The 25,001-nt window shown below is 54.1% G+C and carries 20 protein-coding genes and 2 pseudogenes; 10 read left to right on the forward strand and 12 right to left on the reverse strand.

Translation table 11 applies throughout. The features are described 5' to 3' along the window. Positions 1-182 (forward strand): annotated as a pseudogene (locus CSQ89_RS22485) (hypothetical protein); the annotation flags it as partial. Between the two features lie 77 nt (positions 183-259). Here the strand turns inward: CSQ89_RS22485 and dnaJ are convergent. From dnaJ to grpE, 3 genes are all read right to left on the reverse strand, one after another. Then, positions 260-1,396: a molecular chaperone DnaJ gene (dnaJ, locus tag CSQ89_RS12590; RefSeq protein ID WP_099406504.1), complete on the reverse strand. Its 1,137-nt coding sequence runs from the start codon at positions 1,394-1,396 to the stop codon at positions 260-262. A 77-nt stretch (positions 1,397-1,473) separates the two neighbouring features. Continuing rightward, positions 1,474-3,393, reverse strand: a complete 1,920-nt coding sequence (dnaK, locus tag CSQ89_RS12595) for a molecular chaperone DnaK (protein WP_099406505.1) — start codon at positions 3,391-3,393, stop codon at positions 1,474-1,476. Between the two features lie 190 nt (positions 3,394-3,583). Further along, positions 3,584-4,150, reverse strand: coding sequence for a nucleotide exchange factor GrpE (gene grpE / locus CSQ89_RS12600; protein ID WP_099406506.1), 567 nt, complete (start codon positions 4,148-4,150; stop codon positions 3,584-3,586). A 361-nt stretch (positions 4,151-4,511) separates the two neighbouring features. Here grpE and aceA point away from each other — a divergent pair, with 361 nt between their 5' ends. Further along, positions 4,512-5,810, forward strand: a complete 1,299-nt coding sequence (gene aceA, locus CSQ89_RS12605) for an isocitrate lyase (protein WP_099406507.1) — start codon at positions 4,512-4,514, stop codon at positions 5,808-5,810. A gap of 6 nt (positions 5,811-5,816) precedes the next feature. Here aceA and CSQ89_RS12610 read toward each other — a convergent pair whose 3' ends face one another. Continuing rightward, on the reverse strand, positions 5,817-6,071 hold the full coding sequence (locus CSQ89_RS12610; RefSeq protein WP_099406508.1) for a hypothetical protein: 255 nt from the start codon (positions 6,069-6,071) through the stop codon (positions 5,817-5,819). On the opposite strand from CSQ89_RS12610, the gene CSQ89_RS12615 reads away from it, so the two are divergent. The 5 genes from CSQ89_RS12615 to CSQ89_RS12635 all read left to right on the forward strand — a co-directional run bounded on the left by CSQ89_RS12615 (position 6,070) and on the right by CSQ89_RS12635 (position 13,631). Then, positions 6,070-8,238, forward strand: a complete 2,169-nt coding sequence (locus CSQ89_RS12615; RefSeq protein ID WP_099406509.1) for a malate synthase G — start codon at positions 6,070-6,072, stop codon at positions 8,236-8,238. The genes CSQ89_RS12610 and CSQ89_RS12615 overlap by 2 nt on opposite strands. A gap of 307 nt (positions 8,239-8,545) precedes the next feature. Continuing rightward, positions 8,546-9,607, forward strand: a complete 1,062-nt coding sequence (locus CSQ89_RS12620; RefSeq protein WP_099406510.1) for a type II asparaginase — start codon at positions 8,546-8,548, stop codon at positions 9,605-9,607. Positions 9,608-9,969: 362 nt separating this feature from the next. Next, positions 9,970-11,007: an asparaginase gene (locus CSQ89_RS12625; RefSeq protein WP_099406511.1), complete on the forward strand. Its 1,038-nt coding sequence runs from the start codon at positions 9,970-9,972 to the stop codon at positions 11,005-11,007. 77 nt (positions 11,008-11,084) lie between these two features. After that, a complete protein-coding gene (locus CSQ89_RS23210; protein ID WP_099406512.1) occupies positions 11,085-11,366 on the forward strand; it encodes a hypothetical protein in 282 nt (93 codons plus the stop codon). 150 nt (positions 11,367-11,516) lie between these two features. Next, a complete protein-coding gene (locus CSQ89_RS12635; RefSeq protein ID WP_099406513.1) occupies positions 11,517-13,631 on the forward strand; it encodes a response regulator in 2,115 nt (704 codons plus the stop codon). 96 nt (positions 13,632-13,727) lie between these two features. On the opposite strand, the gene CSQ89_RS12640 is transcribed toward CSQ89_RS12635, so the two are convergent. The 4 genes from CSQ89_RS12640 to CSQ89_RS12655 all read right to left on the reverse strand — a co-directional run bounded on the left by CSQ89_RS12640 (position 13,728) and on the right by CSQ89_RS12655 (position 17,342). Next, positions 13,728-14,105 (reverse strand): homoserine dehydrogenase, encoded by a 378-nt coding sequence (locus CSQ89_RS12640; RefSeq protein WP_099406521.1) that lies wholly within the window; start codon positions 14,103-14,105, stop codon positions 13,728-13,730. A 147-nt stretch (positions 14,106-14,252) separates the two neighbouring features. Then, complete coding sequence (locus CSQ89_RS12645) at positions 14,253-15,194, reverse strand: DUF808 domain-containing protein (protein WP_099406514.1); 942 nt, start codon at positions 15,192-15,194, stop codon at positions 14,253-14,255. A 312-nt stretch (positions 15,195-15,506) separates the two neighbouring features. Beyond that, positions 15,507-16,334, reverse strand: coding sequence for a restriction endonuclease (locus CSQ89_RS12650; protein WP_099406515.1), 828 nt, complete (start codon positions 16,332-16,334; stop codon positions 15,507-15,509). Positions 16,335-16,652: 318 nt separating this feature from the next. Beyond that, positions 16,653-17,342 carry a restriction endonuclease gene (locus CSQ89_RS12655; protein ID WP_099406516.1) on the reverse strand — a complete coding sequence of 230 codons (690 nt, stop codon included), beginning with the start codon at positions 17,340-17,342 and terminating at the stop codon, positions 16,653-16,655. A gap of 405 nt (positions 17,343-17,747) precedes the next feature. Between CSQ89_RS12655 and CSQ89_RS12660 the strand changes: the two genes are divergently transcribed. Beyond that, positions 17,748-18,944 carry a DUF805 domain-containing protein gene (locus CSQ89_RS12660; protein WP_099406517.1) on the forward strand — a complete coding sequence of 399 codons (1,197 nt, stop codon included), beginning with the start codon at positions 17,748-17,750 and terminating at the stop codon, positions 18,942-18,944. Between the two features lie 138 nt (positions 18,945-19,082). Here CSQ89_RS12660 and CSQ89_RS12665 read toward each other — a convergent pair whose 3' ends face one another. From CSQ89_RS12665 to CSQ89_RS12675, 3 genes are all read right to left on the reverse strand, one after another. Further along, entirely contained in the window at positions 19,083-19,922 is an 840-nt protein-coding gene (locus CSQ89_RS12665; protein WP_099406518.1) for a phosphate/phosphite/phosphonate ABC transporter substrate-binding protein, read from the reverse strand. 341 nt (positions 19,923-20,263) lie between these two features. After that, the gene (locus tag CSQ89_RS23835; RefSeq protein WP_099406519.1) at positions 20,264-20,479 is read right to left on the reverse strand and encodes a DUF1289 domain-containing protein; all 216 of its coding nucleotides are present in this window, start codon (positions 20,477-20,479) and stop codon (positions 20,264-20,266) included. A 2-nt stretch (positions 20,480-20,481) separates the two neighbouring features. Continuing rightward, entirely contained in the window at positions 20,482-22,686 is a 2,205-nt protein-coding gene (locus CSQ89_RS12675; protein ID WP_158228988.1) for a TonB-dependent receptor plug domain-containing protein, read from the reverse strand. Between the two features lie 301 nt (positions 22,687-22,987). On the opposite strand from CSQ89_RS12675, the gene CSQ89_RS12680 reads away from it, so the two are divergent. Then, positions 22,988-24,595: an NAD(P)/FAD-dependent oxidoreductase gene (locus CSQ89_RS12680; protein WP_099406522.1), complete on the forward strand. Its 1,608-nt coding sequence runs from the start codon at positions 22,988-22,990 to the stop codon at positions 24,593-24,595. A gap of 78 nt (positions 24,596-24,673) precedes the next feature. On the opposite strand, the pseudogene CSQ89_RS12685 reads toward CSQ89_RS12680, so the two are convergent. Next, positions 24,674-24,886, reverse strand: a pseudogene (locus CSQ89_RS12685) (IS5/IS1182 family transposase); the annotation flags it as partial. 13 nt (positions 24,887-24,899) lie between these two features. Between CSQ89_RS12685 and CSQ89_RS12690 the strand changes: the two are divergent. Further along, positions 24,900-25,001 (forward strand): RNA 3'-terminal phosphate cyclase (locus CSQ89_RS12690; RefSeq protein WP_308418148.1); only part of this gene is annotated, 102 nt, incomplete at its 3' end.

Genomic DNA, 25,001 nt, shown 5'->3' on the forward strand with positions numbered 1-25,001 from the left:
GCTACGAATGGAGCTGGATGGCGACCAGCAGCCCGGGTACGTTGCCGGCGCGCCTGCGGCGTCTGCGCGAACGGTTGGGTGACCAATTGCTGTCCAAACAACGACGGGGGCGCGAATGCCCCCGTGTGGTGAAAAAGCCGCCGTCCCGTTATCCGGTCAAACAGCTCTGCGTTGTTAAGTGAACGGCATTAGCCCTAACGGGCGGCTTTTCTCTTATTGCCAAGTCCACCAATAACGCCGGCAAACCCAATATCACATATCAGTTAGAAAAGAAATCCTTCACCTTATCCATCCACGAATTAGCGCGTGGGTTGTGCTTGGCGTCATCTTCCATGCTGATATTTTCGAACTCACGTAAGAGCTCTCGTTGGCGATCCGTCAACTTGACCGGTGTCTCGACCACCACATGGCACATCAAATCACCCGTGATTGCACTACGCACACCTTTGATGCCTTTACCCCGTAGCCGGAATACTGCACCGGTTTGCGTTTCGGTTGGAATCTTCAGCTTCACCGCGCCATCGAGGGTAGGAATTTCAATCTCTCCGCCAAGCGCTGCAATCGCAAAACTGATCGGCATTTCACAGTGCAAATCGTTGCCTTCACGCTCAAACACACCATGCTGTTTGAGATGGATCACCACATATAAATCACCAGCAGGGCCACCATTCACACCCGGCTCGCCTTCGCCCGACAGACGAATACGATCGCCTTCGTCGACACCGGCTGGAATCTTCACATTCAACGTTTTGTTGGTCTTCACACGGCCTTGGCCATGACATGCACGGCAGGGCTCAGGGATTACCTTGCCGCTACCGTGACAGGTAGGGCATGTCTGTTGCAAGCTGAAGAAACCCTGCTGTACCCGTACTTGGCCATGCCCACCGCAAGTACCACAGGTCTTGGCCTGGGTGCCAGGCTTGGCGCCCGTACCATGGCAGGTGTCACATTCCTCATGGGTAGGAATCTTGATCTTGGTTTCGGTGCCCCGCGCTGCTTCTTCGAGGCTGACCTCAAGGTTGTAACGCAGGTCGGAACCACGATAGACGTTCGAGCGGCCACCGCGACCTCCCCCTCCGCCGCCACCAAAGATATCGCCGAAGATATCGCCGAAAGCATCGGCAAAACCACCACCGCCGCCACCGAAACCACCACCCATACCCGCCTGCGGGTCTACCCCAGCATGGCCGTACTGGTCGTAAGCTGCGCGTTTTTGCTCATCAGAGAGAATCTCGTAGGCTTCTTTCGCCTCTTTGAATTTCTCCTCAGCATCCTTGCTGTCCGGGTTACGGTCTGGGTGATACTTCATTGCCAGCTTGCGATAGGACTTCTTGATCTCGTCCTCGCTGGCATCCCTATTCAAGCCCAGAATCTCGTACAAATCTCTTTTTGCCATGCTCTGTCCTTACGGCAAAGGCGCAGCGCCTGCCAGAATAGCTCCAGCCCGCACTGCGCCTTGCGGTCAAACGATAATTACTTCTTCTCGTCCTTGACTTCGGTGTACTCGGCATCCATTACATTGCCGTCGTCTGCCTTGGCTTCAGCAGCCGGCGCAGCGCCTTCAGCACCTTTCTGGTCGGCGTACATCTTCTCGGCCAGCTTATGTGACGCGGTCATCAGCGTTTCAGACTTCGCATCAATCGCAGCCTTATCATCACCCTTTACCACACCTTCTGCATCGGTCAATGCGGCTTCGATGCTGGTCTTTTCTTCTGCGGTGATTTTGTCGCCATATTCAGTAAGCGATTTTTTCACCGAGTGGATCAACCCTTCCAACTGGTTACGGGCACCCACCAGTTCAGTCAGTTTCTTGTCCTCATCGGCATTGGCTTCAGCATCCTTCACCATGCGTTGAATTTCTTCTTCGCTCAAGCCCGAGTTAGCCTTGATGGTGATGTTATTTGCCTTGCCGGTAGCCTTGTCCTTGGCCGACACATGCAGAATACCGTTGGCGTCGATATTGAATTCGACCTCGATCTGCGGCGTACCACGCGCAGCAGAAGGGATGCCTTCCAGATTGAACTGGCCCAACGACTTGTTGGCCGAGGCACGCTCACGCTCACCTTGCAGCACATGAATCGTCACTGCACTCTGGTTGTCTTCAGCAGTCGAGAACACCTGCGAAGCCTTGGTCGGGATGGTGGTGTTCTTGTGGATCAGCTTGGTCATCACGCCACCCATGGTTTCAATACCCAGGCTTAATGGCGATACATCCAGCAACAACACATCCTTACGGTCGCCAGCCAATACCGAGCCCTGGATAGCAGCACCAACAGCTACGGCTTCGTCCGGGTTCACATCACGGCGGGCTTCCTTGCCGAAGAATTCCTTCACCTTTTCCATCACCTTCGGCATACGGGTCTGACCACCCACCAAGATAACATCATCAATGTCGGTGATCTTGAGGCCCGCATCCTTCAAGGCAATACGGCAAGGCTCGATCGAACGCTCGACCAAGTCCTCAACCAGGCTCTCGAACTTGGCGCGGGTAATCTTCATCGCCAAGTGTTTTGGGCCTGTCGCATCCATCGTCACGTAAGGCAGGTTGATTTCAGTCTGCGTCGTGCTGGAAAGCTCGATCTTGGCTTTTTCGGCCGCTTCCTTCAGGCGTTGCAAGGCCATGACGTCGGTCTTCAGATCGATACCTTGTTCTTTCTTGAACTCGGTCACGATGTAGTCAATCAGGCGCTGGTCGAAGTCTTCACCTCCCAGGAAAGTGTCACCGTTGGTAGCCAGCACTTCGAACTGCTTGTCACCATCGACATCCGCGATTTCAATGATGGAAATATCGAAGGTACCGCCACCGAGGTCATAGACCGCAATCTTGGCGTCGCCCTTCTCCATCTTGTCCATCCCGAAGGCCAGCGCAGCTGCCGTCGGTTCGTTGATGATGCGCTTCACTTCCAGGCCAGCGATACGACCGGCATCTTTGGTGGCTTGACGTTGGCTATCGTTGAAGTAGGCCGGTACGGTAATCACGGCCTCGGTCACTTCTTCGCCAAGATAATCTTCAGCAGTTTTCTTCATCTTGCGCAGCACTTCGGCGCTGATTTGCGGTGGCGCCATCTTCTTGCCACGAACTTCCACCCAGGCGTCGCCGTTATCGGCTTTGGCAATGGTGTAAGGCATCAGGCCGATGTCCTTCTGCACTTCCTTCTCGTCGAACTTACGCCCGATCAGACGCTTCACTGCGTACAGCGTGTTCTTGGGGTTGGTCACTGCCTGACGCTTGGCCGGTGCGCCAACAAGGATTTCGTCATCGTTGGTGTAACCGATGATAGAGGGCGTGGTGCGAGCGCCTTCGGCATTCTCGATAACCTTGACGCTGCCACCTTCCAGAACGGCCACACAACTATTGGTGGTGCCGAGGTCGATACCGATGATCTTTGCCATTTTTATGGTCCTTTAAGTTCGGGGTGCCGGTCTGGCCGGCGCAATAATAGAAATAACTGGTTGGTCCGCCCAGTGCTTCCCGGGCCCCGCTACCTTCTCCAACCGGCGATTCCGGTGAAAAAGTTAACGGTATCAATAACCTTGGTACTTAAGTGGGGATGCGCCTGCAGGCTTTCAAGGCCCGTCGCATTCAACCCTCGGACTTGGCTTTCGCCACAATCACCATAGCCGGGCGCAATACGCGATCGGCCAACAGATAGCCCTTTTGCATCACACTAACGACGGTATTGGCTTCCTGATCGGCTTCCACGGCGCTCATGGCTTGGTGTTTGTGCGGATCGAGCTTCTCGCCCGCTTGCGGGTCGATGTCCTTGATCTGGAACTTTTCGAACGCCCCAACCAGATTACGCAGGGTCATATCCACGCCCATCTTGATATTCTCAATGGAGGAATTGTCCTTCAGCGCCATCTCCAGGCAGTCCTTGACGATCAACAACTCATTGGCGAACTTGCCCACAGAATATTTGTGCGCTGCAGAAACATCATCAGCAGCCCGACGGCGAATGTTTTCACCTTCAGCCTTGGCATAGAGCAGCGCAGTTTGAAGTTCAGCCACCTTCGATTCCAATGCGGCGACTTGCGCTTCCAAACTTTCTGCGGCAACGGCTTCTGTCTGCTCACCAACCTCGTTCAGTAAGTCGGCGGCTTGCTCAAGCGATTGATCCTGCGGGTTTTCTGTTTGGTCTTCGTGTTGCATAAAGCGATCTCCTGGTGCGATAGCCCACAAGATGGTGATGGTTATTCACTTTTCAAGAGCCCGACCGCTTGACCGAAAACCGTTTAAAAACCCCAGTGGTGTTGCAATTTCGTACAAATCATACGCTTGTTTGAAATTTTTGGTGCAATGCACATGAAACTACTTATAATCGATTACACACTACTTTGAATTCCCCCACTGGCCCCCACCCCCGCCAGATTAGGAATCGTCGCCCCAAGCACCATTGAGCCAGGGCGCAGGCCAGCGAATCCGCTGTCGCTCCCAAGCTAACCCCATATCGTAATCCGCGTACTCACTGGCCATGCCCAAGGTACGCCTCACGTCCAACGAGGTAAGAGATATGTCGACCCGCGAACAACGCATCACCGCCATTCAACATGACTGGGATACCAACCCGCGCTGGAAGGGGATCAAACGTGGTTACACCGCCGCCGATGTCGAACGCCTGCGTGGCTCAGTACAAAACGAATACAGCCTCGCCCGCCGCGGCGCTGAAAAGCTATGGGACCTCGTCAACAACCAGCCGTATGTCAACTGTCTGGGCGCGTTGACCGGTGGACAAGCCATGCAGCAGGTCAAAGCCGGTATCAAGGCGATTTACCTGTCTGGCTGGCAAGTCGCTGCCGACAACAACGAATACGCAGCCATGTACCCCGACCAGTCACTCTACCCAGTGGATTCAGTGCCCAAGGTAGTGGAACGCATCAACAATGCCTTCACCCGTGCTGATGAGATCCAGCATTCCAAGGGCCTGGAGCGTGGCGATAAAGACTTCATTGACTACTTCGCCCCCATCGTGGCCGATGCCGAAGCCGGCTTTGGCGGCGTACTGAACGCTTACGAACTGATGAAGGCCATGATCCGTGCCGGTGCTGGCGGTGTGCACTTTGAAGACCAACTGGCTTCAGTGAAGAAATGCGGTCACATGGGTGGCAAGGTGTTGGTACCCACCCAGGAAGCGGTACAAAAACTGATTGCCGCCCGTATGGCTGCCGACGTTTATGGCGTACCAACCCTGGTCATCGCGCGCACCGATGCCGAAGCGGCAGACTTGTTGACCAGCGACTACGACGAAAACGACAAGCCCTTCCTGACGGGCGAGCGAACCGCTGAAGGTTTCTACAAGACGAAGAAAGGCATGGAACAAGCCATCAGCCGAGCCGTGGCTTACGCCGAGTATGCAGACCTGGTGTGGTGCGAAACCGGCACGCCCGACTTGGCGTTCGCCCGCAAGTTCGCCGAAGCAGTGCATGCCAAGCATCCGGGCAAACTGCTAGCCTACAACTGTTCGCCATCCTTCAATTGGAAAAAGAATCTGGACGACGCCACCATCGCCAAATTTCAACGTGAACTGGGTGCAATGGGCTACAAGTATCAGTTCATCACTTTGGCCGGCATTCATTCCATGTGGTACAACATGTACGACCTATCCAAGGACTACGTGGCGCGTGGCATGTCGGCTTATGTTGAGAAAGTGCAAGAGCCTGAGTTCGCGGCGCGAGACCGTGGCTACAGCTTCGTATCGCATCAGCAGGAAGTCGGTACGGGTTACTTCGATGAAGTCACCACGGTCATCCAAGGTGGCAAGTCATCAGTCACCGCACTGACCGGCTCTACCGAAGAAGAGCAGTTTCACTGACCGACATTAAGGTTGGGGTAGAAAGTGACAAACCCTCGGCAATGCAGGGTGGTATAGACCCGCAGCAGGTAATCGGGTCAGCCACTGATAAGCCCCCTCCCACTCTATCCCTCCTGCCAGAGGGAAGCCCCACTGCGGCTTGTCAGTGAATTGAATCAACGCCGCCCCAGCTCGAATGAGTTCGGGCGGCGTTTTTCTTCCCAACATAGTGCTTGGCTGGCATTCCCCCAGCCAAGCCCACGCTACGGAATCCAACACCATGACCAAACGTATCCAGCACGGCCGCCTTGCTATCGCCAGCGAACTACATGCCCTCGTCAACAACGAGATCATCCCAGCTACCGGCGTTGAGGCCGACACGTTCTGGTCAGCCTTCGAGCAGATCGTTGCCGACCTGACACCCAAGAATAAGGCGCTGCTGGCCAAGCGCGACGCATTGCAAGCCAAAATCGACGCTTGGCACCAAACCAACCGTCGTTTCGACCCCACCGCTTACAAAGCTTTTCTCATTGAGATTGGCTACTTGCTGCCTGAAGGCCCGGATTTCAGTATCAGCACAGACAATGTGGATGAAGAAATCGCCACGCTGGCCGGCCCACAGCTGGTTGTACCGGTAAAGAACGCCCGCTATGCCCTGAACGCCGCCAATGCACGCTGGGGATCGTTGTATGACGCACTGTATGGGACCGATGTGATTGCCGAAGCCAATGGGACAGAAAAAGGGAGCGGATACAACCCGGTGCGTGGGGCAAAGGTCGTGGCTTTCGGCCGTGACTTCCTTAATGATACCTTTCCACTGAAAACGGGGTCACATACCGATGTCACGCATTATGCGGTCGCCAGCGGGCAGCTGACCGCAACATTGAAAGGCGGTGAAACCACCAACCTTGCCACGCCAGCTTTGTTTGTTGGGTACACAGGGGAAGCCAATACCCCCACCAGTATCCTGCTCAAGCACAATGGCCTGCACGTCGAAATCCAGATCGATGCCTCTCACCCGGTTGGCCGCACCGACCCAGCCAACGTAAAGGACATCTGCCTCGAAGCCGCCGTCACCACCATTCAAGACTGTGAAGACTCCATCGCCGCAGTCGATGCCGAGGACAAGGTAGAGGTCTACCGTAACTGGCTGGGCCTGATGCAGGGTACGCTGCAAGACACGTTTGAGAAAAGCGGTAAGCAAGTCACCCGCCGCATGAATCCCGACCGTATCTTCACCGCAGCCAAGGGTGGCGAGCTGAAGCTGCATGGGCGGTCGTTGATGTTGCTGCGTAATGTCGGCCACCTGATGACCAACCCAGCCATCCAATTCGACGGTGCAGACGTGTTCGAAGGCATCATGGATGCTGCCATCACGGCGCTGGTCGCCAAGCATGACATCCAGGGCAAAGGTGTACTCCGCAACAGCCGTAGCGGATCGATGTATATCGTCAAACCGAAGATGCATGGCCCGGAGGAAGTCGCCTTCGCTGTCGAACTGCTCACCCGGGTCGAAACCGCTCTTGGCTTGCCGCGCAATGCCCTTAAGATCGGCATCATGGACGAAGAGCGTCGCACCACAGTCAACCTGAAGGAATGTATCCGCCAGGCACGTGAACGCACCATCTTCATCAATACCGGTTTCATGGACCGCACAGGCGATGAGATTCATACCTCAATGGAAGCCGGTCCCGTGGTGCGCAAAGAAGCGATGAAACAGGAAAAGTGGATCGCCGCATACGAGAACTGGAATGTGGACGTGGGCCTGCTGTGCGGCCTGCAAGGCAAGGCACAAATCGGCAAGGGCATGTGGCCCAAGCCCGATCTGATGGCTGAAATGCTGGCCAGCAAAATTGGCCACCCCAAGGCCGGGGCGAATTGTGCTTGGGTACCATCACCTACCGGGGCGGTTTTGCATGCCCTGCACTATCACAAGATAAACGTAGCCCAACGCCAGGACGAACTGAAGTCGCGCCAACGTGCCGCGCTGGACGACATTCTGTCTATCCCCCTGGCCCCCAAAACGGATTGGACCGCCGCAGAAATCGCCGCAGAACTGGAAAATAACTGCCAAGGTATCCTGGGCTATGTCGTGCGCTGGGTCGACCAGGGAGTAGGTTGCTCCAAGGTGCCGGATATCCACAATATAGGGCTGATGGAAGACCGCGCCACGCTAAGAATTTCGAGCCAGCATGTGGCGAACTGGCTACGCCACAACATCATCAGCCGTGAACAAGTAAAAGATGTCATGCAGCGCATGGCCAAGGTGGTTGATGGCCAGAATGCCAACGACCCGCTATATGTCCCCATGGCCGCCGATTTTGCCGGCAGCATCGCCTTCCAGGCAGCATGCGAATTGGTGTTTGAGGGCGCTAACCAACCGAATGGCTACACAGAACCGGTGTTGCATCGTAGCCGTCTGGCAGCCAAAGCAGCGCTAAAACACTAGGGATTAGGGGCGCTGCTTACAATTAATGCATGCCTATAGAATATGGTTCCACATCAGTAAAAATGACATAAGACTCAACCTAAGCCCTTGCTATGCAAGGGCTTTTTTATTACCTCACCGCTTTCCACCCTTTTTTTTCGCCGGAAAAAGCCTAGCCAGAGCCTACCGCAAGGGGGCATTCCCCCAATACAGCCATGCCCAGTGAAGCTTTAGCGTTATCACTGTCCATAATGATTACTAATATGGACAGAGCGTCGCCACGCAAGGTGGCGGTCCGTCATAAACCAAGAAGAGAAAGAGTCACGCTATGTTCACGCCCATGTGGAAGAAACTCGCGCTAATTAGCTTGGCCGCTACGGCTTTGACTGTTACCGCTGCCGGAAAACCCAACGTCGTGATTGTGGCCACGGGCGGCACCATCGCCGGTGCAGGTGCCAGCACCACCAATAGCGCTGTTTACGAATCCGCCAAAGTGACTGTCGACAAGCTGATCATTGCGGTACCAGAAATGGCCAATGTAGCCAATGTGCGGGGAGAACAGATTTTTGCGATTGGCTCGGAAAGCTTTACGAATGACCGTCTATTGGAGTTGGGCAAGCGGATTTCGGCGCTATCCAAACAAGCTGATGTTGATGGGATTGTTATCACACATGGCACCGACACCCTGGAAGAAACGGCCTACTTCCTGAACCTGACCGTTCATACCGACAAGCCCATCGTCATGGTCGGCTCGATGCGCCCAAGCACCGCCATGTCGGCCGATGGTGTACTCAACCTTTATGACGCGGTGGTTGTGGCAGGCAGCCCGGACGCCCGCGCCAAGGGGGTATTGGTGACCATGAATGACCAGATCGACAGCGGCCGTGATATCACCAAAGCCATCAATATCAAGACCAATGCATTTTCCAGTCAGTGGGGGTCATTGGGCATGATAGTGGAAGGCAAGAATTATTGGTTCCGCGCACCGGTGAAACGCCACACTATGCAAAGCGAATTTGATATCGACAAGATCGACCAGCTCGCACCGGTAGAGATTGTCTATGCCTATGGCAATGTACCGGCAACGCTGTACGAAGCCGCCGCCGCTGGCGGTGCCAAAGCGATTATCCATGCAGGTGTTGGTAATGGCGGGATGGGGAAATGGTTGGTGCCCACGTTGCAGCAAATTCGCCAACAGGGTGTACAGATCATTCGTGCAGCCCGGGTGCCCAATGGGCTGGTTATACGTAATGCCGATCAGCCTGACGATAAGTACGACTGGGTCGTTGCGCATGACCTGAACCCACAAAAGGCCCGCATCCTGGCCTCGATTGCCCTGACCCAGACCAATGACAGCAAAGAGTTGCAGCGTATTTTCTGGGAATACTAAACGCTAGGCAGGCCTATAGACACGGAGCCCTATCAACTAACAACCAAAGGGCCGCTGAAGTCAGGTGTACAGCCAATTCCACTTTCTCAGGTAAAAATATTATCTCATGATGAGCGCTTGTTCTCCGACCCCCGCCTTTGCGGGGGTTTTTTATTGACGCAGAAACTTTTAGCAAATTATTTTGTTGCCATTTTCAGTGTTAACGAAAAATATCTGTGCTACTCCCGGTATGGATCAATCCCATTGTTTCATTGGGTTGTACCACCTGTAACACCATGATTACAGGTACACCGTAGCCACCCAAGTGGTACGTACATAAAATCAAGGAAGAGACAAATCATGTTTACCCCCTATGGAAAAAACTGGCACGCGCCAATCTGGCCGCCGCCGCTTTAACCGTGGCCGCAGCAGAGAAGCCCAATGTCGTCATCCTGGCGACTGGCGGCACCATCGCCGGTGCTGGTGCCACAACAGCCAACAGTGCCAGCTACCAAGCCGCCAAAGTACCGGTCGACAAACTGATCATGAGCGTGCCGGAATTAGCCAATGTGGCCAATGTGCGGGGCGAACAGGTTTTTCAGATCGCATCGGAAAGCTTTACCAATGAACGCCTGCTGGAATTGGGAAAACGGGTGTCCGCCTTGTCCAAGCAGACTGACGTGGACGGTATCGTCATCACACATGGCACCGACACCCTGGAAGAAACAGCCTACTTCCTGAACCTGACCGTCCATACCAACAAGCCCATCGTAGTCGTCGGCTCCATGCGGCCAGGTACAGCCATGTCGGCCGACGGTATGCTTAACCTGTATGACGCGGTGGTTGTGGCAGGCAGCCCGGATGCCCGCGCCAAGGGGGTATTGGTGACCATGAATGACCAGATCGACAGCGGCCGTGATATCACCAAAGCCATCAATATCAAGACCAATGCATTTTCCAGTCAGTGGGGGTCATTGGGCATGATCGTGGAAGGCAAGAATTATTGGTTCCGTGCACCGGTGAAGCGCCACACCATACAAAGCGAATTTGATATCGACAAGATCGACCAGCTCGCACCGGTAGAGATTGTCTACGCATATGGCAATGTACCGGCTTCCTTGTACGAAGGCGCAGCGGCCAATGGCGCTAAAGCAATTATCCATGCTGGTACGGGTAACGGATCGGTGGCCGACCGGGTAGTCCCCACACTGCAAAAACTACGCGCCAAAGGCGTGCAGATTATTCGTTCCGCACGCGTACCCGCCGGCTTCGTGCTACGCAATGCCGAGCAGCCGGATGACAAGTACGACTGGGTCGTTGCGCACGACTTGAACCCACAGAAAGCCCGCATCCTGGCTGCGGTCGCATTAAGCCAAATTACTAGCAGCACTGAAATACAGCGTGTCTTCTGGGAATACTAAGAACCTGTCTAAAGTCTCGCGAGCTAGGGGCAAGATAAGGCGAAAACAGCCGAGGAAGCGGAGTTTACGCGTGGTAAATGAGCATTCCGAGGGTGTTTTCAACGCCAGATTGCCAACGCGCAGCAGACTATAGACAGGTTCTAAGAACCTATGTGAAGGTTGGCGCTAACCAGTATGCGGCAGCCAAAATCATTGAGCGCTTTCAATTCAAGTTCAGCGGCTTCCAGGCCGCAGGCCTGCTCATCGTCATGCACACTATTTATGCCTCCGAAACAACACTCCTAAAAATACAGTACTGCAGGACAGGCACTGCTTTGATGCATAATCGCGGCCCGTTTGCCAAATTCACTGATTCATAATAGTAAAAATACCTTTTAAGTAAAAAGGCCGAGCCTTTCTTAGGTTTTGTTGGTGTAAGTTTTCCAGCCGCACACGTGGCACAAGAGATGAACAACGCCCCACTGCCGTAACAGTCGACCCGGCCTATCGCAACACTCGAGGAAAGTGTCGTGAAACAGCTGCTCGCCTTTTTCGTGCCCAAGACGGCCCGTACCAAGATTCTTTGGGTATTTCTGGGTATCAACCTACTCACCACTGCCGCTTACACGCTGTATATCTGGGACCTCAAGTCAACCAGCGTGCGTGAAGCCATCGATGCCCGACTGGTCGATGGCGTAAGCGCTGCGCCCAAAATGATCGGCACTACCTATCTGCAACAAGCCACGTTGCCAAATGCCATACCACCAAACGACTATATGGCCTTGGTGAGACTGCTCAACGACTACTGCAAGAAAACCGGCCTGCGCTATCTCTATGTGTTTAGCGAAGTGCAGGACAAGCTGGTCTATGTGGCTGATGCAGCCGACGAGCAAGAGATAGCCGCAAAGAACTTTGGTCATTTCTTTCAGCTTTACGAAGTCACTCCCCACCCCGCCATTCTGGACACACTGCATACCGGCCAACCCCATTTTGCAGAGTACCGTGACCGCTTCGGTTATTTCCGCTCGGTGTTCCAACGTATTGAAGTCAGTCAGAATCGACGCATGGTAGTGGGGGCTGATATCGAAATCAGCCATGTGCGCATCGAACTGCATAAAGCCTTGCAACAATCACTCGGCATTGGCGCCATCATCTTTGTACTGGGCATACTATGTAGCATCTGGTTGGCACGCATGCTGTCGCGGCCGGTGGCGCGGTTGGCCGATGCAGTCGACTTAGTCGCACAGGGCCACTACCAAGCTACCGTGCCCGTTAGCGGTACAGACGAGTTCGCCCGGCTTGCCAAAGCCTTCAATGCCATGAACGCTGCCTTGGCTGAGCGGGCGCAAGTGAATGCCCATCTGTTAAATGAATTGGAACGCAATGAGGCAGCACTGGAAGCCCGAGTACTCCGCCGTATGCAAGAACTGGCGGAAGTAAACGCCTCGCTGCTAGCGCACGAGCAAGAACTGCAATCTGCACGGGCCGAGGCAGAACAAGCGTCGCAAATGAAGTCCTTGTTTTTGGCCAATATGAGCCACGAAATCCGCACACCGATGAACGCGATTCTGGGGATGAGCCATCTCGCGCTGCAAGCCGAGCTGCCACCCAAGTTGCTGGACTATTTACAGAAAATTCAGCGCTCGGCCAAACACCTGCTAGGCGTTATCAACGATATTCTCGATTTCTCGAATGCCGAGGCGGGCAAGCTAAAAATAAATACCGCGACCTTTGACTTGCGCACGGCGCTGGACAGTTTATCAGAGCAACTCGAAGCACCATGCCAGCAGAAAGGCCTCACCCTTCAATTCGATATCGACCCCTATCTACCCAGCAAGCTGATTGGCGACCCGGTGAGGCTGAGCCAGATTTTGGTCAACTTCACCAATAACGCCGTCAAGTTCACTGAGCATGGGCAAATCATGCTGCGTGTAAAGGTGCAGTCGCAGACAAGCACCTCCTTGCTTGTCTATTTCGAAATAGAAGACAGCGGCATTGGCCTGACAATGACGCAGCAAGCCCAGTTATTTCAGTCTTTTCAGCAAGCAGATACCAGCACCACACGCCGCTATGGGGGTGCAGGCTTGGGGTTGGCCATTGCCAAGGCTTTGGCGGGATTGATGGATGGTGAAGTCGGTGTGCGCAGCCTACCTGGGATAGGCAGTACTTTCTGGTTTACAGCCCGCTTGGGCCGCGTGTTCCCACAGCCGGCCATCAGTGCGGTCGACCCATACCAGGTAGCTGGCCTCAAAGATATACGCGGCGCGCGCGTGTTGCTGGTTGACGATAATGAAATGAATCAGGAAATCGGCGCGCACCTACTGCACCGGGTGGGCCTGAAGCCAGACTTGGCCAATGACGGGCAGATGGCACTGGAGATGCTCAAGCAGGGTGACTATGAACTTGTGTTGATGAATCTACAGATGCCGGTAATGGACGGGCTGACTGCAACGCGCTTGATCCGCGCCCAGACTCGCTTTGCCACGCTCCCTGTCATCGCGCTGACGGCGAATACCAAATCAGAGAACCAGGAATCCTATATCCAGGCAGGGATCAGTGACCATCTCGCCAAACCGATTGAACCAGAAGAATTGTGTCGACTGTTGCTGCGCTGGATACCCATACGGGCAGAATACGTCAGTTGAGTTCTCTAAACAGCGTTGGCCGGCGTTCTCACCGTTCTGATTCGTATCACCCAACCAAATAGTGAACCCGTCCTAATTTACCGACCAAATACACACTTAGTAGCCTCCCGCGGGCCGATCACACTCCGGCATTGCCTGGCTTGTCAGCAAGGCCCACATCATGCGAAGAATGGCTTCTGGTGCGACGATGGTATGCAGATTACCGCTGAGCTTGAGCTTTTCGCGCAGATCCCGCCTGACGGTGTGCACGCCTGTCAGCTCAAAAATGATATCCACTTGCTCCCGCAGGGCAATGATGTCATCCACACTGCGAATAGCGATGCCCGCTTCCTCCGCCTGACGCCGGCCCGGGGTATTGTTCGGTTCAACCGCACAAACCAGGGTTATACCCAGTGCCCGTCGCTGCAATATCTGCTGCAAGAAAGCAGAGCCGATGCGCCCCAAGCCAATGACAGCGATACGTTGTTCTTCCACGAGAAGCTCCCCATCCGTTTGCATGGCTCCAGGATTTGGCCAAGTCTGCAGAAGATATAGGCCAGGCGCGCTAGCAATGGCAACTTCCACAGAACCCAGCCGCAGGCTTATCACAGGACGAGGCACCTATATCTTCTCCATCCGGTTTCAGGTCTTGGATTTGAAGCGTTGTAGCAATGGCATCAGCACATTGACCAACAGCAATACCAGTCCCCCAGCAACCACACCAATCACGGCATCCAGCAAAGTCGGCACAACCGCGGCCAACAGTCCCCCCATTAAGGGCAAACCAGCCAGTCCTTCATCGAACTGCGCAATGGCATGATGCATTGCCGGCATACCGTGGGTCAGAATACCGCCACCTACCATGAACATTGCAGCCGTCCCAACAACCGACAAGGTCTTCATCAAATAAGGCGCACCCAGTACCAAGGCGCGGCCAAAAGTCTGTGCTGCTGCTCCACCGCGCTGGGTAAGATAAAGGCCTGCATCATCAAGCTTCACGATACCGGCAACCAAGCCGTACACGCCCACGGTCATGATCAAAGCAATACCAACCAATACCGTCACCTGCTGGATAAAGCTGGCTGAAGCCACAGTACCCAGTGAAATGACGATGATTTCTGCCGAGAGAATAAAGTCGGTGCGCACCGCCCCCTTGATCTTGTCCTGTTCAAAAACCACCAGATCAACTTCCGGGTTGGTTAATGCCTGCAAGTGTTCGCTATGATGTGCGTTCTCTTCCTCCTTGCTATGCAGAAACTTGTGTGCCAGCTTTTCAAAACCTTCAAAGCACAGGTAAGCACCGCCCAGCATCAGCAATGGCATAATGGCCCATGGCATGAGCGCACTGATGGCCAACGCAGCAGGCACCAAAATCGCCTTGTTTCTCAACGAACCTACTGCCACAGCCCACACTACGGGCAATTCGCGGTCGGCCTTCACGCCAGACACCTGCTGGGCATTCAGCGCCAGGTCATCTCCCAGCACACCCGCGGTTTTCTTGGCTGCGACCTTGGTCATCAAGGCCACGTCATCAAGAATGGTTGCAATGTCATCAATCAGGGTTAACAGACTACTGCCAGCCACGACGGTTTCCTTCTTGGGTTGCGATGCATGATAAAAATCATCGGCTAAGTGCTAATGATCGGCCGATCTTTTAGCATGAAGCCCCGTACGAGCGAAATAAAACCGTCTAGCCGCACTTTAAATAATAACGGCATCCAAATGGGATGCCGTAGAGATGTCTGACCATCCAAGCCGCTATTCGTCCTACCCGGCTGCGACCAGCATGCACCACGTCCTCCTTACCCAAACCATAAATGTCCCAATAGCACACCCTTCTCTATTCTCTTTCTGCTCATATCATTTTCGTGACAGCACGTAAGATGGCAGGCTTCTCTACTCCACCACCTGAACACCACAACAAACCGGATATTTCATACAACCCCAGAAAGGTTCGCCTGCATTAGCCCCCCTATTCGCCACACGTTGCACCATATCGCCCCCACAACCGGGACAAGGCGGTGCATGCTCATTCGATGCATCTGCGAGAACCAATTGCGAAGGCAGCGTAATGCCATGCAAAAGCATGCGAAGTGCCGTGCCATCAATCAAGGTGATGGCATGGTCATGGGCAAATCGATCTGCATTGGTGGAGTAAGTCCCTGCGCTGATTAAAAAACCACCCTGCACTCCTTCCGCAAGCATGGCCCAATGCAATTCGCGGACACTCAGTACTCCCACCTTATTGGCACGCCAAACAGTTGACTGAGCAAGATAGCGACGGCCGTGCTTTTCCAATAGGAGTTCTGATCCTGAACGTGCAGGCTTCACCGAATAGCCACGCCGTCTGAATGCTTCAACCAGCAATGCATCAAACTGGGACCGGTTCAAGCCATCCAGCAAACGACGCCGTTGATGGCTCACCACCATACGCCGGCGTCGTGCAAGCAACGTAGCGCTCGCGAACAAAAGACAGACAGCAGGAAATAAGTACTGACATACCTCGACTGTATTAAGCAGCAGCCTTAGCGTACCGGCATCCACATAGCTCTTAAAAACCAAGCTGACACTATCGCTAATGGAAATCGCCTTTAAGGCCAGACATCCCCCACCAGCGAGCAATGAAAAAAACCACCAAGGCAGCCGTAATAGCTGATCAAGCGCCCCCCCCCAATCGATTACTTTGCCTGCGCTCCACCCCAACATCCCCCTGAAACCGGCCATCTTGCCGTCGCGCTGACTGCGCCAAAATGCGGGGACTATATGCTGGTCATTTCCTTGCTGCCAAGCTCGAAGCGCCCTGCTAACACACGCAATCTGTGGGTAACTAAGCGGATTATTTTCATGTCATAACCGACGATCAGTTGATGACGATGATTTGAAAAAGAAAAACGCCAAATGGTGATATGCCTTTGGCGTTTCTAAAAAAATCATCTCTGTCGTAAGCAGGCAACCAATTTGGACGCCTCATTCCGAAAAAGCAAGGCAATCGACATCCGGCCATCTTTCCCCTGGCGCTCATCAATTTGATGTGCGGCCTTTTCATGGGTGAGTCGGCAATCCCTCTGGCATCAATGTGCTGCAGTCCAGCCCTTGAATCAACTGCAGCAACGCTGGTCCCTCGATGAGCTCGATATGATGCTCGCGCGCGAAATGTTGCGCCTCAGCGCTAAACTGACCAGCACTGAGCACAAACCCACCAGAAGCTCTGGCCGCGGCCATGACAGCTTGCAATTCACGAACAGGTTGTGCCCCTACCTGCCGAGCCCGCCATTGACTACCTTGCACCAGAAACACTTCGCAACGTTTGGTCAACACCACATCGACCCCACCTTGCGATACAGCACCGCTACGCGAGCGAACGGTATAACCCCGTTTCTGAAACGCCGCTGCCATTAATAGCTCGAACTCCTCCCAACCAATACCCTGCAACGCTTGCAAGGTAGGGTTCGCCTCGTCTTCCTCATGGCGCCTTGCACACCAAAACGAGTACAGGGCCCACAACAGTAACAACGATGGCATTGGATACTGCAACCACACCGCCAGCCCGCTGATAAATTGCGCAGTAATCAATGAAGGTAGATAGCTGACACCATCAGATGGCGGTACAGGCAATCCTGCCATGCTATGCAGCACAAGAAAGCTTAAGACAGCAAGCAAGATACTTAATTTCCATGAAAGTCTCAGGCCGCCGTTTAACGCAGCCCCTGACTCGCGTACATACTGATCCATCTAATTTATCTCCAACATGGGCCGATATCGTCGTGTGCCCTGACTGTTGTTAGAACCTGTTCAATGTCTGCTACGCTTGGGCGATACGACGTTGAAAACACTTTCAGAATGCTCATTTACCTTTAGTAAACTCCTCTGCCTCCGGTGTTTTCGCCTTGTCTCGCTCTAGCTCGCAAGACTTTGAACAGGTTCTTAGCTCTATCAAAAATGGTTGCTTATAAAACTGCTTCTCACACCGCAGCAGGTACTGGGTCGGATTGCATAATATGTCAAATGAATAAAATTACGCAGGCTTACTACTACCAAAAATCATTCACTTACCCACCATTCGCAGACCAAGATTGCCAACAATTCAATTGAACGAGATCATCTGCGTCCTTCTCTCATTTCGCTGTAATTCCAAACATGTCCGATTCAAATCGACTGCTTTTGAGTGGTCGTGTACTGCCAGGGTTCAATACAATCGATGTTGCCAATTCTCTGGCCCGACTTTTCAAAGTCAGTGAGCAAAAAGCACATGCCATGCTGTCTGGCAGTGAGACCGTGATCAAACGTTCATTGCAAAAAAACGATGTAGCACGCTATCTAAAAATCCTGACGGACATTGGGGCAGAGGCACGGATTGAAGCTTCGCCTACCCCATTGCCAATTGACGCAACTAACCACTTTTCCGTATCAAACCCAACCGAAATCGGCGTAGCAAAACCGGCCATGGGTACCGTTGTTGAAGAAGTTATTACCTGCCCCGCCTGCCAACTCACACAATCCAAGTGCACCTTATGCCGTAGCTGTAGCGCAGACATGCCTCGTATGCTGGCCGCCAGGACATCCAACATTAGCGCACCGCACAGCCATCGTATGGAAGCAGCGGATGAAAACCCCACACGCCTCCTTCACTACTACCAGGATGTCGCACTGGATGAGCCGCCTTCTTTTCTTGGCTTCAGCTACGAGGGACGTATCAACCGCATGCGTTACATGACCTATAGCGTGCTGATCTATGCCCCGATACTGGGTTTATTGCTAGTATCCACCATCGTTGAGGGACTGATTGGCGGCACGCTTGCCATAGCAATAGGCATCATCGGCACCATTCTCCTTGGCTGGTTAGTCCTACGCACCATGGCCTTGCGCCTACACGACCTAGGCCTGAGCGGAAAATGGCTCTGGTTATTACCAACCAGCTTGCTCATGCTCCTCACCGGATCACCGATCGCCGCAGCAATACTAGGTTTGCTCATCGGCTTTGCCACATTGGTTTTATGTGTCTGGCCCGGTCAACGTAGCGACAATCTTTATGGCTCACCAAACGGCACGAACAGTGGTGGGATTATCTTCGGGGCTGTGTTGTTCGTCGTAGTCAACATTGTTTACGTCAGCGTTGCCAATCAACCCACAGAATCCGATGCCAACCACACCGACACCACGGTCAGCCGGCTAGCTGGACCCATTTATATTGAAGAGTCGGACGACCCTGCCGAACAAGAAGCCTTGGTTCGAAAAGCGATCAACACGGCATCTGAGAAGCAAGGTATTACGCTGGACGACGTTGCCCGCGAAGCTGCCGTACAAGCTTATCTTCAGCAGATACAGCAAGAGTGAGCCCATTTACTACCGCTTAAGAACCCCCTCGTGTCTTCACCCTAACCCCATTGCAACAAAAAATCCGGTGAAAACCCCCACCGGATTTGTAATGTGGGCCAAAGACTGCGTGCTGCAATGTAGGCTGTCAGCGCAAGCTCAAATACCCTTTGGCATTCCCACCCATTCCAGTACCGACGTGTAGTCTGCAGGTTTGGCATTCACCAGGTTGGTCATGTTGACATCCAACAGGGCCTTTTTGCCGCCGCTGCTTTGGGCCATACCCAAAAGCGCAGCCTGCAACTTATTGGCGTCGCCTGTATTCAGATTAGGACTGGCGAGGAAAGACCAATTTGGCAAGATTCGGCTCTTGATTGCCCAGGTGCCGCCCTTTTGACTCCAATCCTTGGCAGCCTTGGAATTTGATGTCAGCAGACCCACATCGCTGAGCTTACTTTCCACACCAAAGACAATGGCATCCTGCAAGCTGGTCTGCTGCAACTGCAATTCTTCCTGCTTCACACCCGCATCGCGGAACATGGCATGTGCCACACGTGTCAGATCGCTCTGTGCATCAGGAATAGCGATTCGTAAACCGCGTAGATCGCGTACCGATGCAAATTTTTGGCCTTGCTGAGCAATGAACACAACCTGCTTACTACCTTCATTGGCAGCCAACAGCTTGTATTGCATGTCACGAATCGCCCAACCGGCGATGTAGCTGGTTCGGGTATAGATAAGCTCGCAGTCGCCCTGCTCGATTGTGTGCAGCAACGGCGCAAAGCCCACTACCTTTATTTTGACGGGACGGCCAATGGCATGTGCAATTTCATCTGCCAAAGGGCGATATTTCTCACGCACCTTGCTCGTATCAGTTTGGCCAGTACTACCTTCGGATACAGCCATGCACAGAGGGGCTTCTTCAGCCAGCACTGCACAGGAAAGCAGCGCGGCAGCAAGTACAGCAAAACGGCGACGAGTTGGTAGCATGAATTCCATTGGGATAACCAGTTCAGAGAAAACACGATTATCCGTATTCCATAGGAATTTTGTACTGTGGGAAACCGATGGGTAACTACTTAATAATCATGAGCTTAGTTTTAATCCCCCCAGCAGCGTTAGCTCACATTGGTTACCCAATGTCTATGCCTCATCGTGCCAATAATTACCAATCTAGCTGAGTATCTCGGTAAAGACATCTACGCATATGTACGGTTATTGCACGTGTCCTGATGCGATCGCCATGGAAATAGCCACAGCGCCACAGACACCCTACATACAGCCATGCAATGGGCTGCATTGAAAGAATCGTGAGGGAGCAACTGCCAGTATTCGGCTGCTCAAATTTTCTTTTCGAGCCAGGGTAGCGGCTCTTGGCGATCTTGCCAGTAGGCTTCCAGCCGCAGCCAGACTACCTCTCGCGATGCGGATCCCCAACGTCCCCAGTGGGCGACTTCGTCCAATGTACGGCCACACCCCGCGCAAATCTGTTCCGCCTCCAACAATCTACAACGATTGATGCAAGGCGAAACAAGCCTTGAAGGGAACATCGACATAGTCAGAACTTCAGCTCCAAGGACGCATTCCAGTTGATATAGCTAGGACTGATGCCACGGCTAAGCGTACTGCCGGCGGTATAGACCTGCCCCGACTCGCTTACATCATTGAACTGCCCCAGGTTGGCTGCGGCAATGCGCAACTGTGCTGATGAGTTGAAACGCCACAATGCATACATATCGTAAACCCGTCGCGATGCTGTCTTGCTGTACTGGTTATCGCTGATTTGAGTGCGATAGCCGGGCACCCAATGCAGGTTGCCTCCCAAGGTCAAGGGCGCACTGCTCAGGCGATAGTCCATACCCAAGTTAACCGACTCCTTGGCTTGCGACTCCAACCGGTTGTTTGGCCCAGGCACGCCCTCCACACTCGACCAATAGCGGCTGTAGTTGGCACGTATATCCATTGGCACCTTGGTTTCCATCAACTCAGCCAGCCGGAACTTGGCTTCCAACTCCACACCTTGTGCCGTGGCGTTACCGATATTCTTCGGTCGCGATACCCAGCGTAACTCATTGCCCACCATTTCCTGGCGCATATCGCGCCGTACCAAATCAGTGATCTGGCGCGTGAAGATATTGGCGCTAAGTAGACCGGTTTGACTGAGGTAGTGCTCATAGGCCAGCTCAAGCCCCCAAGCCAGCTCAGGCTTAAGGTCGGGGTTGCCGACCCTATCTGGCTGGATTTCACTGTTGTCGAGCGAACCATAAGGACGTGCGATTAAATCGCCGGTACGAGGGGCACGATAGCTACGTGTCAGGCTGGCCCGTATTTGGTCGTTCTTGCTATCGGGTATCCGCCAAACTCCATGCAAGGTCGGGCTCCAAACGCCACTGCGATGACTGACATGTGTGAGTTGGTCTTCCGATTTGGTCGTTATCCCTTCCCAGCGCAACCCAGCATAGGCCGACCATTGCGGGCTGATCTCCCATTCATCTTGCGCAAACACGGCGTAACGCTGCGTCCCAGCTTCCACAAGGTCACCATAGTCTGTGGTGTCCAATACTGGGGGTTGTGTCGGGTCCAGCCACACATTGTCAATCTGCCGGTTTTCGCGGCGCTGGCTGGTCTCCAAGTCCCAACCAATGGCCAAAGCATGCTCGTCACCAAACGGGGTAGACCACTTGCCGCCGCTGGTAAAGCCATTATCACGTGTCTTACTGTTATCCCACCGGATTTGCAGGGGTGAGCCATCGGTCTTGAATTCCTGCCGTACGCTATCGCTAGTACGCTGATTGACGTTGAAACCTGCACGCACATTCAGCTTACGTCCCTCCTCCATCCTGCGCTGCCAATTAACGTTAGTGCGAATCATATCGAAGCCATTGTCGGCATCGCTCACATAGCTGCTGTACTTGCTTGAGTCGGGTTGGCTGCGGTCGATGTTGGCGCTGCTGCTGGATTGACTGCGCGAATGCATCAGGAAAGGTTGCAAAGTCAGGCTGCTTTTTTCGTCAAGCTTCCAGGTAAACCGCGGGGTGAGATGCAGGTTGTAGCCTTGGCTGTTGCCGCTTCCCTGCGTACGGTCCTGGCTGATCAGATTGCCCACTGGGTCAAAACGCTGAACCCATTCCCTATCATCATCGGCACGGTTGCTACGGCTTAGATTGCCTGCAAGGGTGTAATTGAAGTTTTCCTGCTTGTCGCTATGGCTCAATGAAAGGCTGGACTGCAGACGACCATCCTCGCTGCCTAACACAAAGCGCGCTTCGTTCTGGCGCTTCTTGGCGTCTTCGTTCAGTACGATATTGATGGTCCCGGCAATAGCTTGGGCGCTGAACTCCGCTACTGGCGAGCGCAATACTTCAATGCGCTCAATCTGATCCGGCGACAGCGAGTCGATTGAGAACCCGCGCGCCATCGGCTCGCCATTGACCAGAATTTGCGTCATGCCATTACCCATGCCGCGCATCTTGATCTCACCACCCCGGCCAGCTTTACCGCCCAGTGTCACCCCAGGCAAACGCTTGAGCACATCGGCCACACTGGTGTCGCCATAGCGGTTGATCTCTTCCTTACCGATGATGATGCGGCTGGCCGAACTCTGCTGTCGCTGCAAGGTGTCACTGAGTTGCCGACCGGTAATACTGATCTGTTCCGTACGCTGGACCGCCTTGTCCTCCACCGTTGGCACATCAACCGGCGTAGCCTCCTCTGCCCAGGCAGGCAGTGCCATCAAACCCGACAGGGCCAGCGGGAGAGGCATAAGGTGAGCGATTGGTCTGGGCATAGGGAATAGAGGAATGAGATGAACTGAAGCCAGTATTGCATAGCGGTTACTCACGGTAGGGCGGCTCACACCCTTATTTACATATCAGTGAATGCTGCAAAACATTCCAGGATTTCCACATCATTGCCCTGATTACTCAATAACGTTGGTGGGCCCTCTTCCACCAACCAACAGCGCAACCTCCCCCTGATGACAACAAAAACTTACAATACGCGTTTTGGTCAGCCCGGCTACGCGTCGCGCTGGCTGCTTTATGCCGATTGAATACTGGAACACCATGCTGCGCCTCAATGAACTCCGCCTACCACTCGACCATACCCCTGAGGCCCTGCCTGAGGCGATATTGCAAAGGCTGAAGATCAAACCCGAGGTGCTGAAGTCCTACACCGTGTTCAAGCGTAGCTACGATGCGCGTCGCGGCCACCCGCTATGCCTGATCTACAGCGTGGATTGCGAGCTCAAAGACGAGGCCGGTATCAAAAAGCGCTTGGCCAACGATAACAAAATCGTCCCGACCCCCAATATGGACTACCGCTTCGTCGGGCAAGCACCTGCCAACATGGCGCACCGCCCGGTGGTCGTCGGCTTTGGCCCCTGCGGCATCTTTGCTGCCTTACTGTTGGCGCAGATGGGTTTCAAGCCCATCGTGCTGGAACGCGGCAAGGAAGTACGTGAACGCACCAAGGACACCTGGGGCCTATGGCGCAAGAATGTGCTCAACCCTGAGTCAAACGTGCAGTTTGGCGAAGGTGGCGCAGGTACTTTTTCGGATGGCAAGCTGTACAGCCAGATCAAAGATCCACGCTACCTGGGCCGCAAGGTCATCGCCGAGTTCGTGAAAGCGGGCGCCCCTGAAGAAATCGTCTATGTGGCCAAACCGCATATCGGCACTTTCCGCCTCGTCGGTATGGTGGAAAAAATGCGCGAGACGATTGAGTCACTGGGTGGCGAAATCCGCTTCCAACAGCGTGTTACCGAGGTGCAGATCGAGAACGGTGCTATACGTGGCCTTATGTTGGATAGCGGCGAGCAGATTCGCACCGACCATGTCGTAATGGCCTTGGGCCACAGCGCGCGCGATACCTTTGAAATGCTGCACGAACGCGGCGTCTTCATGGAAGCCAAACCATTTTCAGTTGGTTTTCGCATCGAACACCCGCAGTCGATTATCGACACGGCACGCTTTGGCAAGCATGCCGGCCACCCCTTGCTGGGCGCGGCGGACTACAAACTGGTGCACCATGCCCAAAACGGCCGTTCGGTGTACAGCTTTTGCATGTGCCCAGGCGGCACGGTGGTGGCAGCAACTTCGGAGCCAAACCGCGTCGTCACCAACGGCATGAGCCAATACTCACGCAATGAACGCAACGCCAATGCCGGCATCGTGGTCGGTATCACCCCCGACGACTACCCCGGCGGCCCACTGGCCGGTATCGCTTTCCAGCGCGAACTCGAATCGCGTGCCTATGTGCTGGGTGGCAGCACCTACGAAGCACCCAGTCAGTTGGTCGGCGATTTCATCGCCAATCGGCCGTCCAGCCAAATCGGCGCGGTCGAACCCTCCTACAAGCCGGGCGTAAAACTCGGTGACCTTTCCACTGCGCTCCCCCCCTACGCCATTGAGGCAATACGCGAAGCACTGCCCGCCTTTGGCAAGCAAATCCAAGGCTTCGACATGCACGACGCTGTGCTGACCGGGGTGGAGACGCGCACCTCCTCGCCACTGCGAATGACCCGTGGCGAAAATTGCCAAAGCCTTAATGTGCGCGGTCTGTTCCCTGCTGGCGAAGGCGCAGGTTATGCGGGCGGGATTCTGTCGGCCGGTGTGGATGGCATCAAAGTAGCGGAGGCAGTAGCGTTAAGTATGTTGGGGAAATTGGCTTGATACATAACGTTTAAAACCACAGCCGGCTTTGTTGCATAACCCCACCGAAGAGTGAGCACCCCCTTTCCCAAGGCGGATTTAGCCCATGGCTGCCACCAATACGGTCTTCGGGCAACCCAGGATGGTAAAGCGGTTCAATAGCGCCGCGCGTACTTGTAGTTCCGCCACCGGCCGATCAAAGGTGCGTGCCATCACCCGGCTACCGAGTCGCTTGAAACAGTGCATCTTCGTTTCCACCAGACTGCGGCGGTGATAGCCGCTCCAACGTTTCCAGATTCGTCGCGCCAAGCGCAGCAAACCCGGCTTGCTGCGACAACATCTCACCGCAGTACAAGCGGCAGCCGCTATTTCTGGTGCGCAGGTGCAGGGAGACGAATTGCATTCCACAACCTTATACTTTCAGCCC

Source organism: Chitinimonas sp. BJB300 (assembly GCF_002735695.1).
Lineage (GTDB): Bacteria > Pseudomonadota > Gammaproteobacteria > Burkholderiales > Chitinimonadaceae > Chitinimonas.

Excerpts from the sequence above, each read along its gene's own strand:
- CSQ89_RS12680 (WP_099406522.1), top strand. The coding sequence starts at position 22,988 with ATGCTGCGCCTCAATGAACTCCGCCTACCACTCGACCATACCCCTGAG.
- dnaJ (WP_099406504.1), bottom strand. The coding sequence starts at position 1,396 with ATGGCAAAAAGAGATTTGTACGAGATTCTGGGCTTGAATAGGGATGCC.
- CSQ89_RS12675 (WP_158228988.1), bottom strand. The coding sequence starts at position 22,686 with ATGCCTCTCCCGCTGGCCCTGTCGGGTTTGATGGCACTGCCTGCCTGG.
- CSQ89_RS12655 (WP_099406516.1), bottom strand. The coding sequence starts at position 17,342 with ATGGATCAGTATGTACGCGAGTCAGGGGCTGCGTTAAACGGCGGCCTG.
- CSQ89_RS12615 (WP_099406509.1), top strand. The coding sequence starts at position 6,070 with ATGACCAAACGTATCCAGCACGGCCGCCTTGCTATCGCCAGCGAACTA.
- aceA (WP_099406507.1), top strand. The coding sequence starts at position 4,512 with ATGTCGACCCGCGAACAACGCATCACCGCCATTCAACATGACTGGGAT.
- grpE (WP_099406506.1), bottom strand. The coding sequence starts at position 4,150 with ATGCAACACGAAGACCAAACAGAAAACCCGCAGGATCAATCGCTTGAG.
- CSQ89_RS23835 (WP_099406519.1), bottom strand. The coding sequence starts at position 20,479 with ATGTCGATGTTCCCTTCAAGGCTTGTTTCGCCTTGCATCAATCGTTGT.
- CSQ89_RS23210 (WP_099406512.1), top strand. The coding sequence starts at position 11,085 with ATGAGCATTCCGAGGGTGTTTTCAACGCCAGATTGCCAACGCGCAGCA.
- CSQ89_RS12620 (WP_099406510.1), top strand. The coding sequence starts at position 8,546 with ATGTTCACGCCCATGTGGAAGAAACTCGCGCTAATTAGCTTGGCCGCT.
- CSQ89_RS12610 (WP_099406508.1), bottom strand. The coding sequence starts at position 6,071 with ATGGTGTTGGATTCCGTAGCGTGGGCTTGGCTGGGGGAATGCCAGCCA.
- CSQ89_RS12650 (WP_099406515.1), bottom strand. The coding sequence starts at position 16,334 with ATGGCCGGTTTCAGGGGGATGTTGGGGTGGAGCGCAGGCAAAGTAATC.
- CSQ89_RS12660 (WP_099406517.1), top strand. The coding sequence starts at position 17,748 with ATGTCCGATTCAAATCGACTGCTTTTGAGTGGTCGTGTACTGCCAGGG.
- dnaK (WP_099406505.1), bottom strand. The coding sequence starts at position 3,393 with ATGGCAAAGATCATCGGTATCGACCTCGGCACCACCAATAGTTGTGTG.
- CSQ89_RS12665 (WP_099406518.1), bottom strand. The coding sequence starts at position 19,922 with ATGGAATTCATGCTACCAACTCGTCGCCGTTTTGCTGTACTTGCTGCC.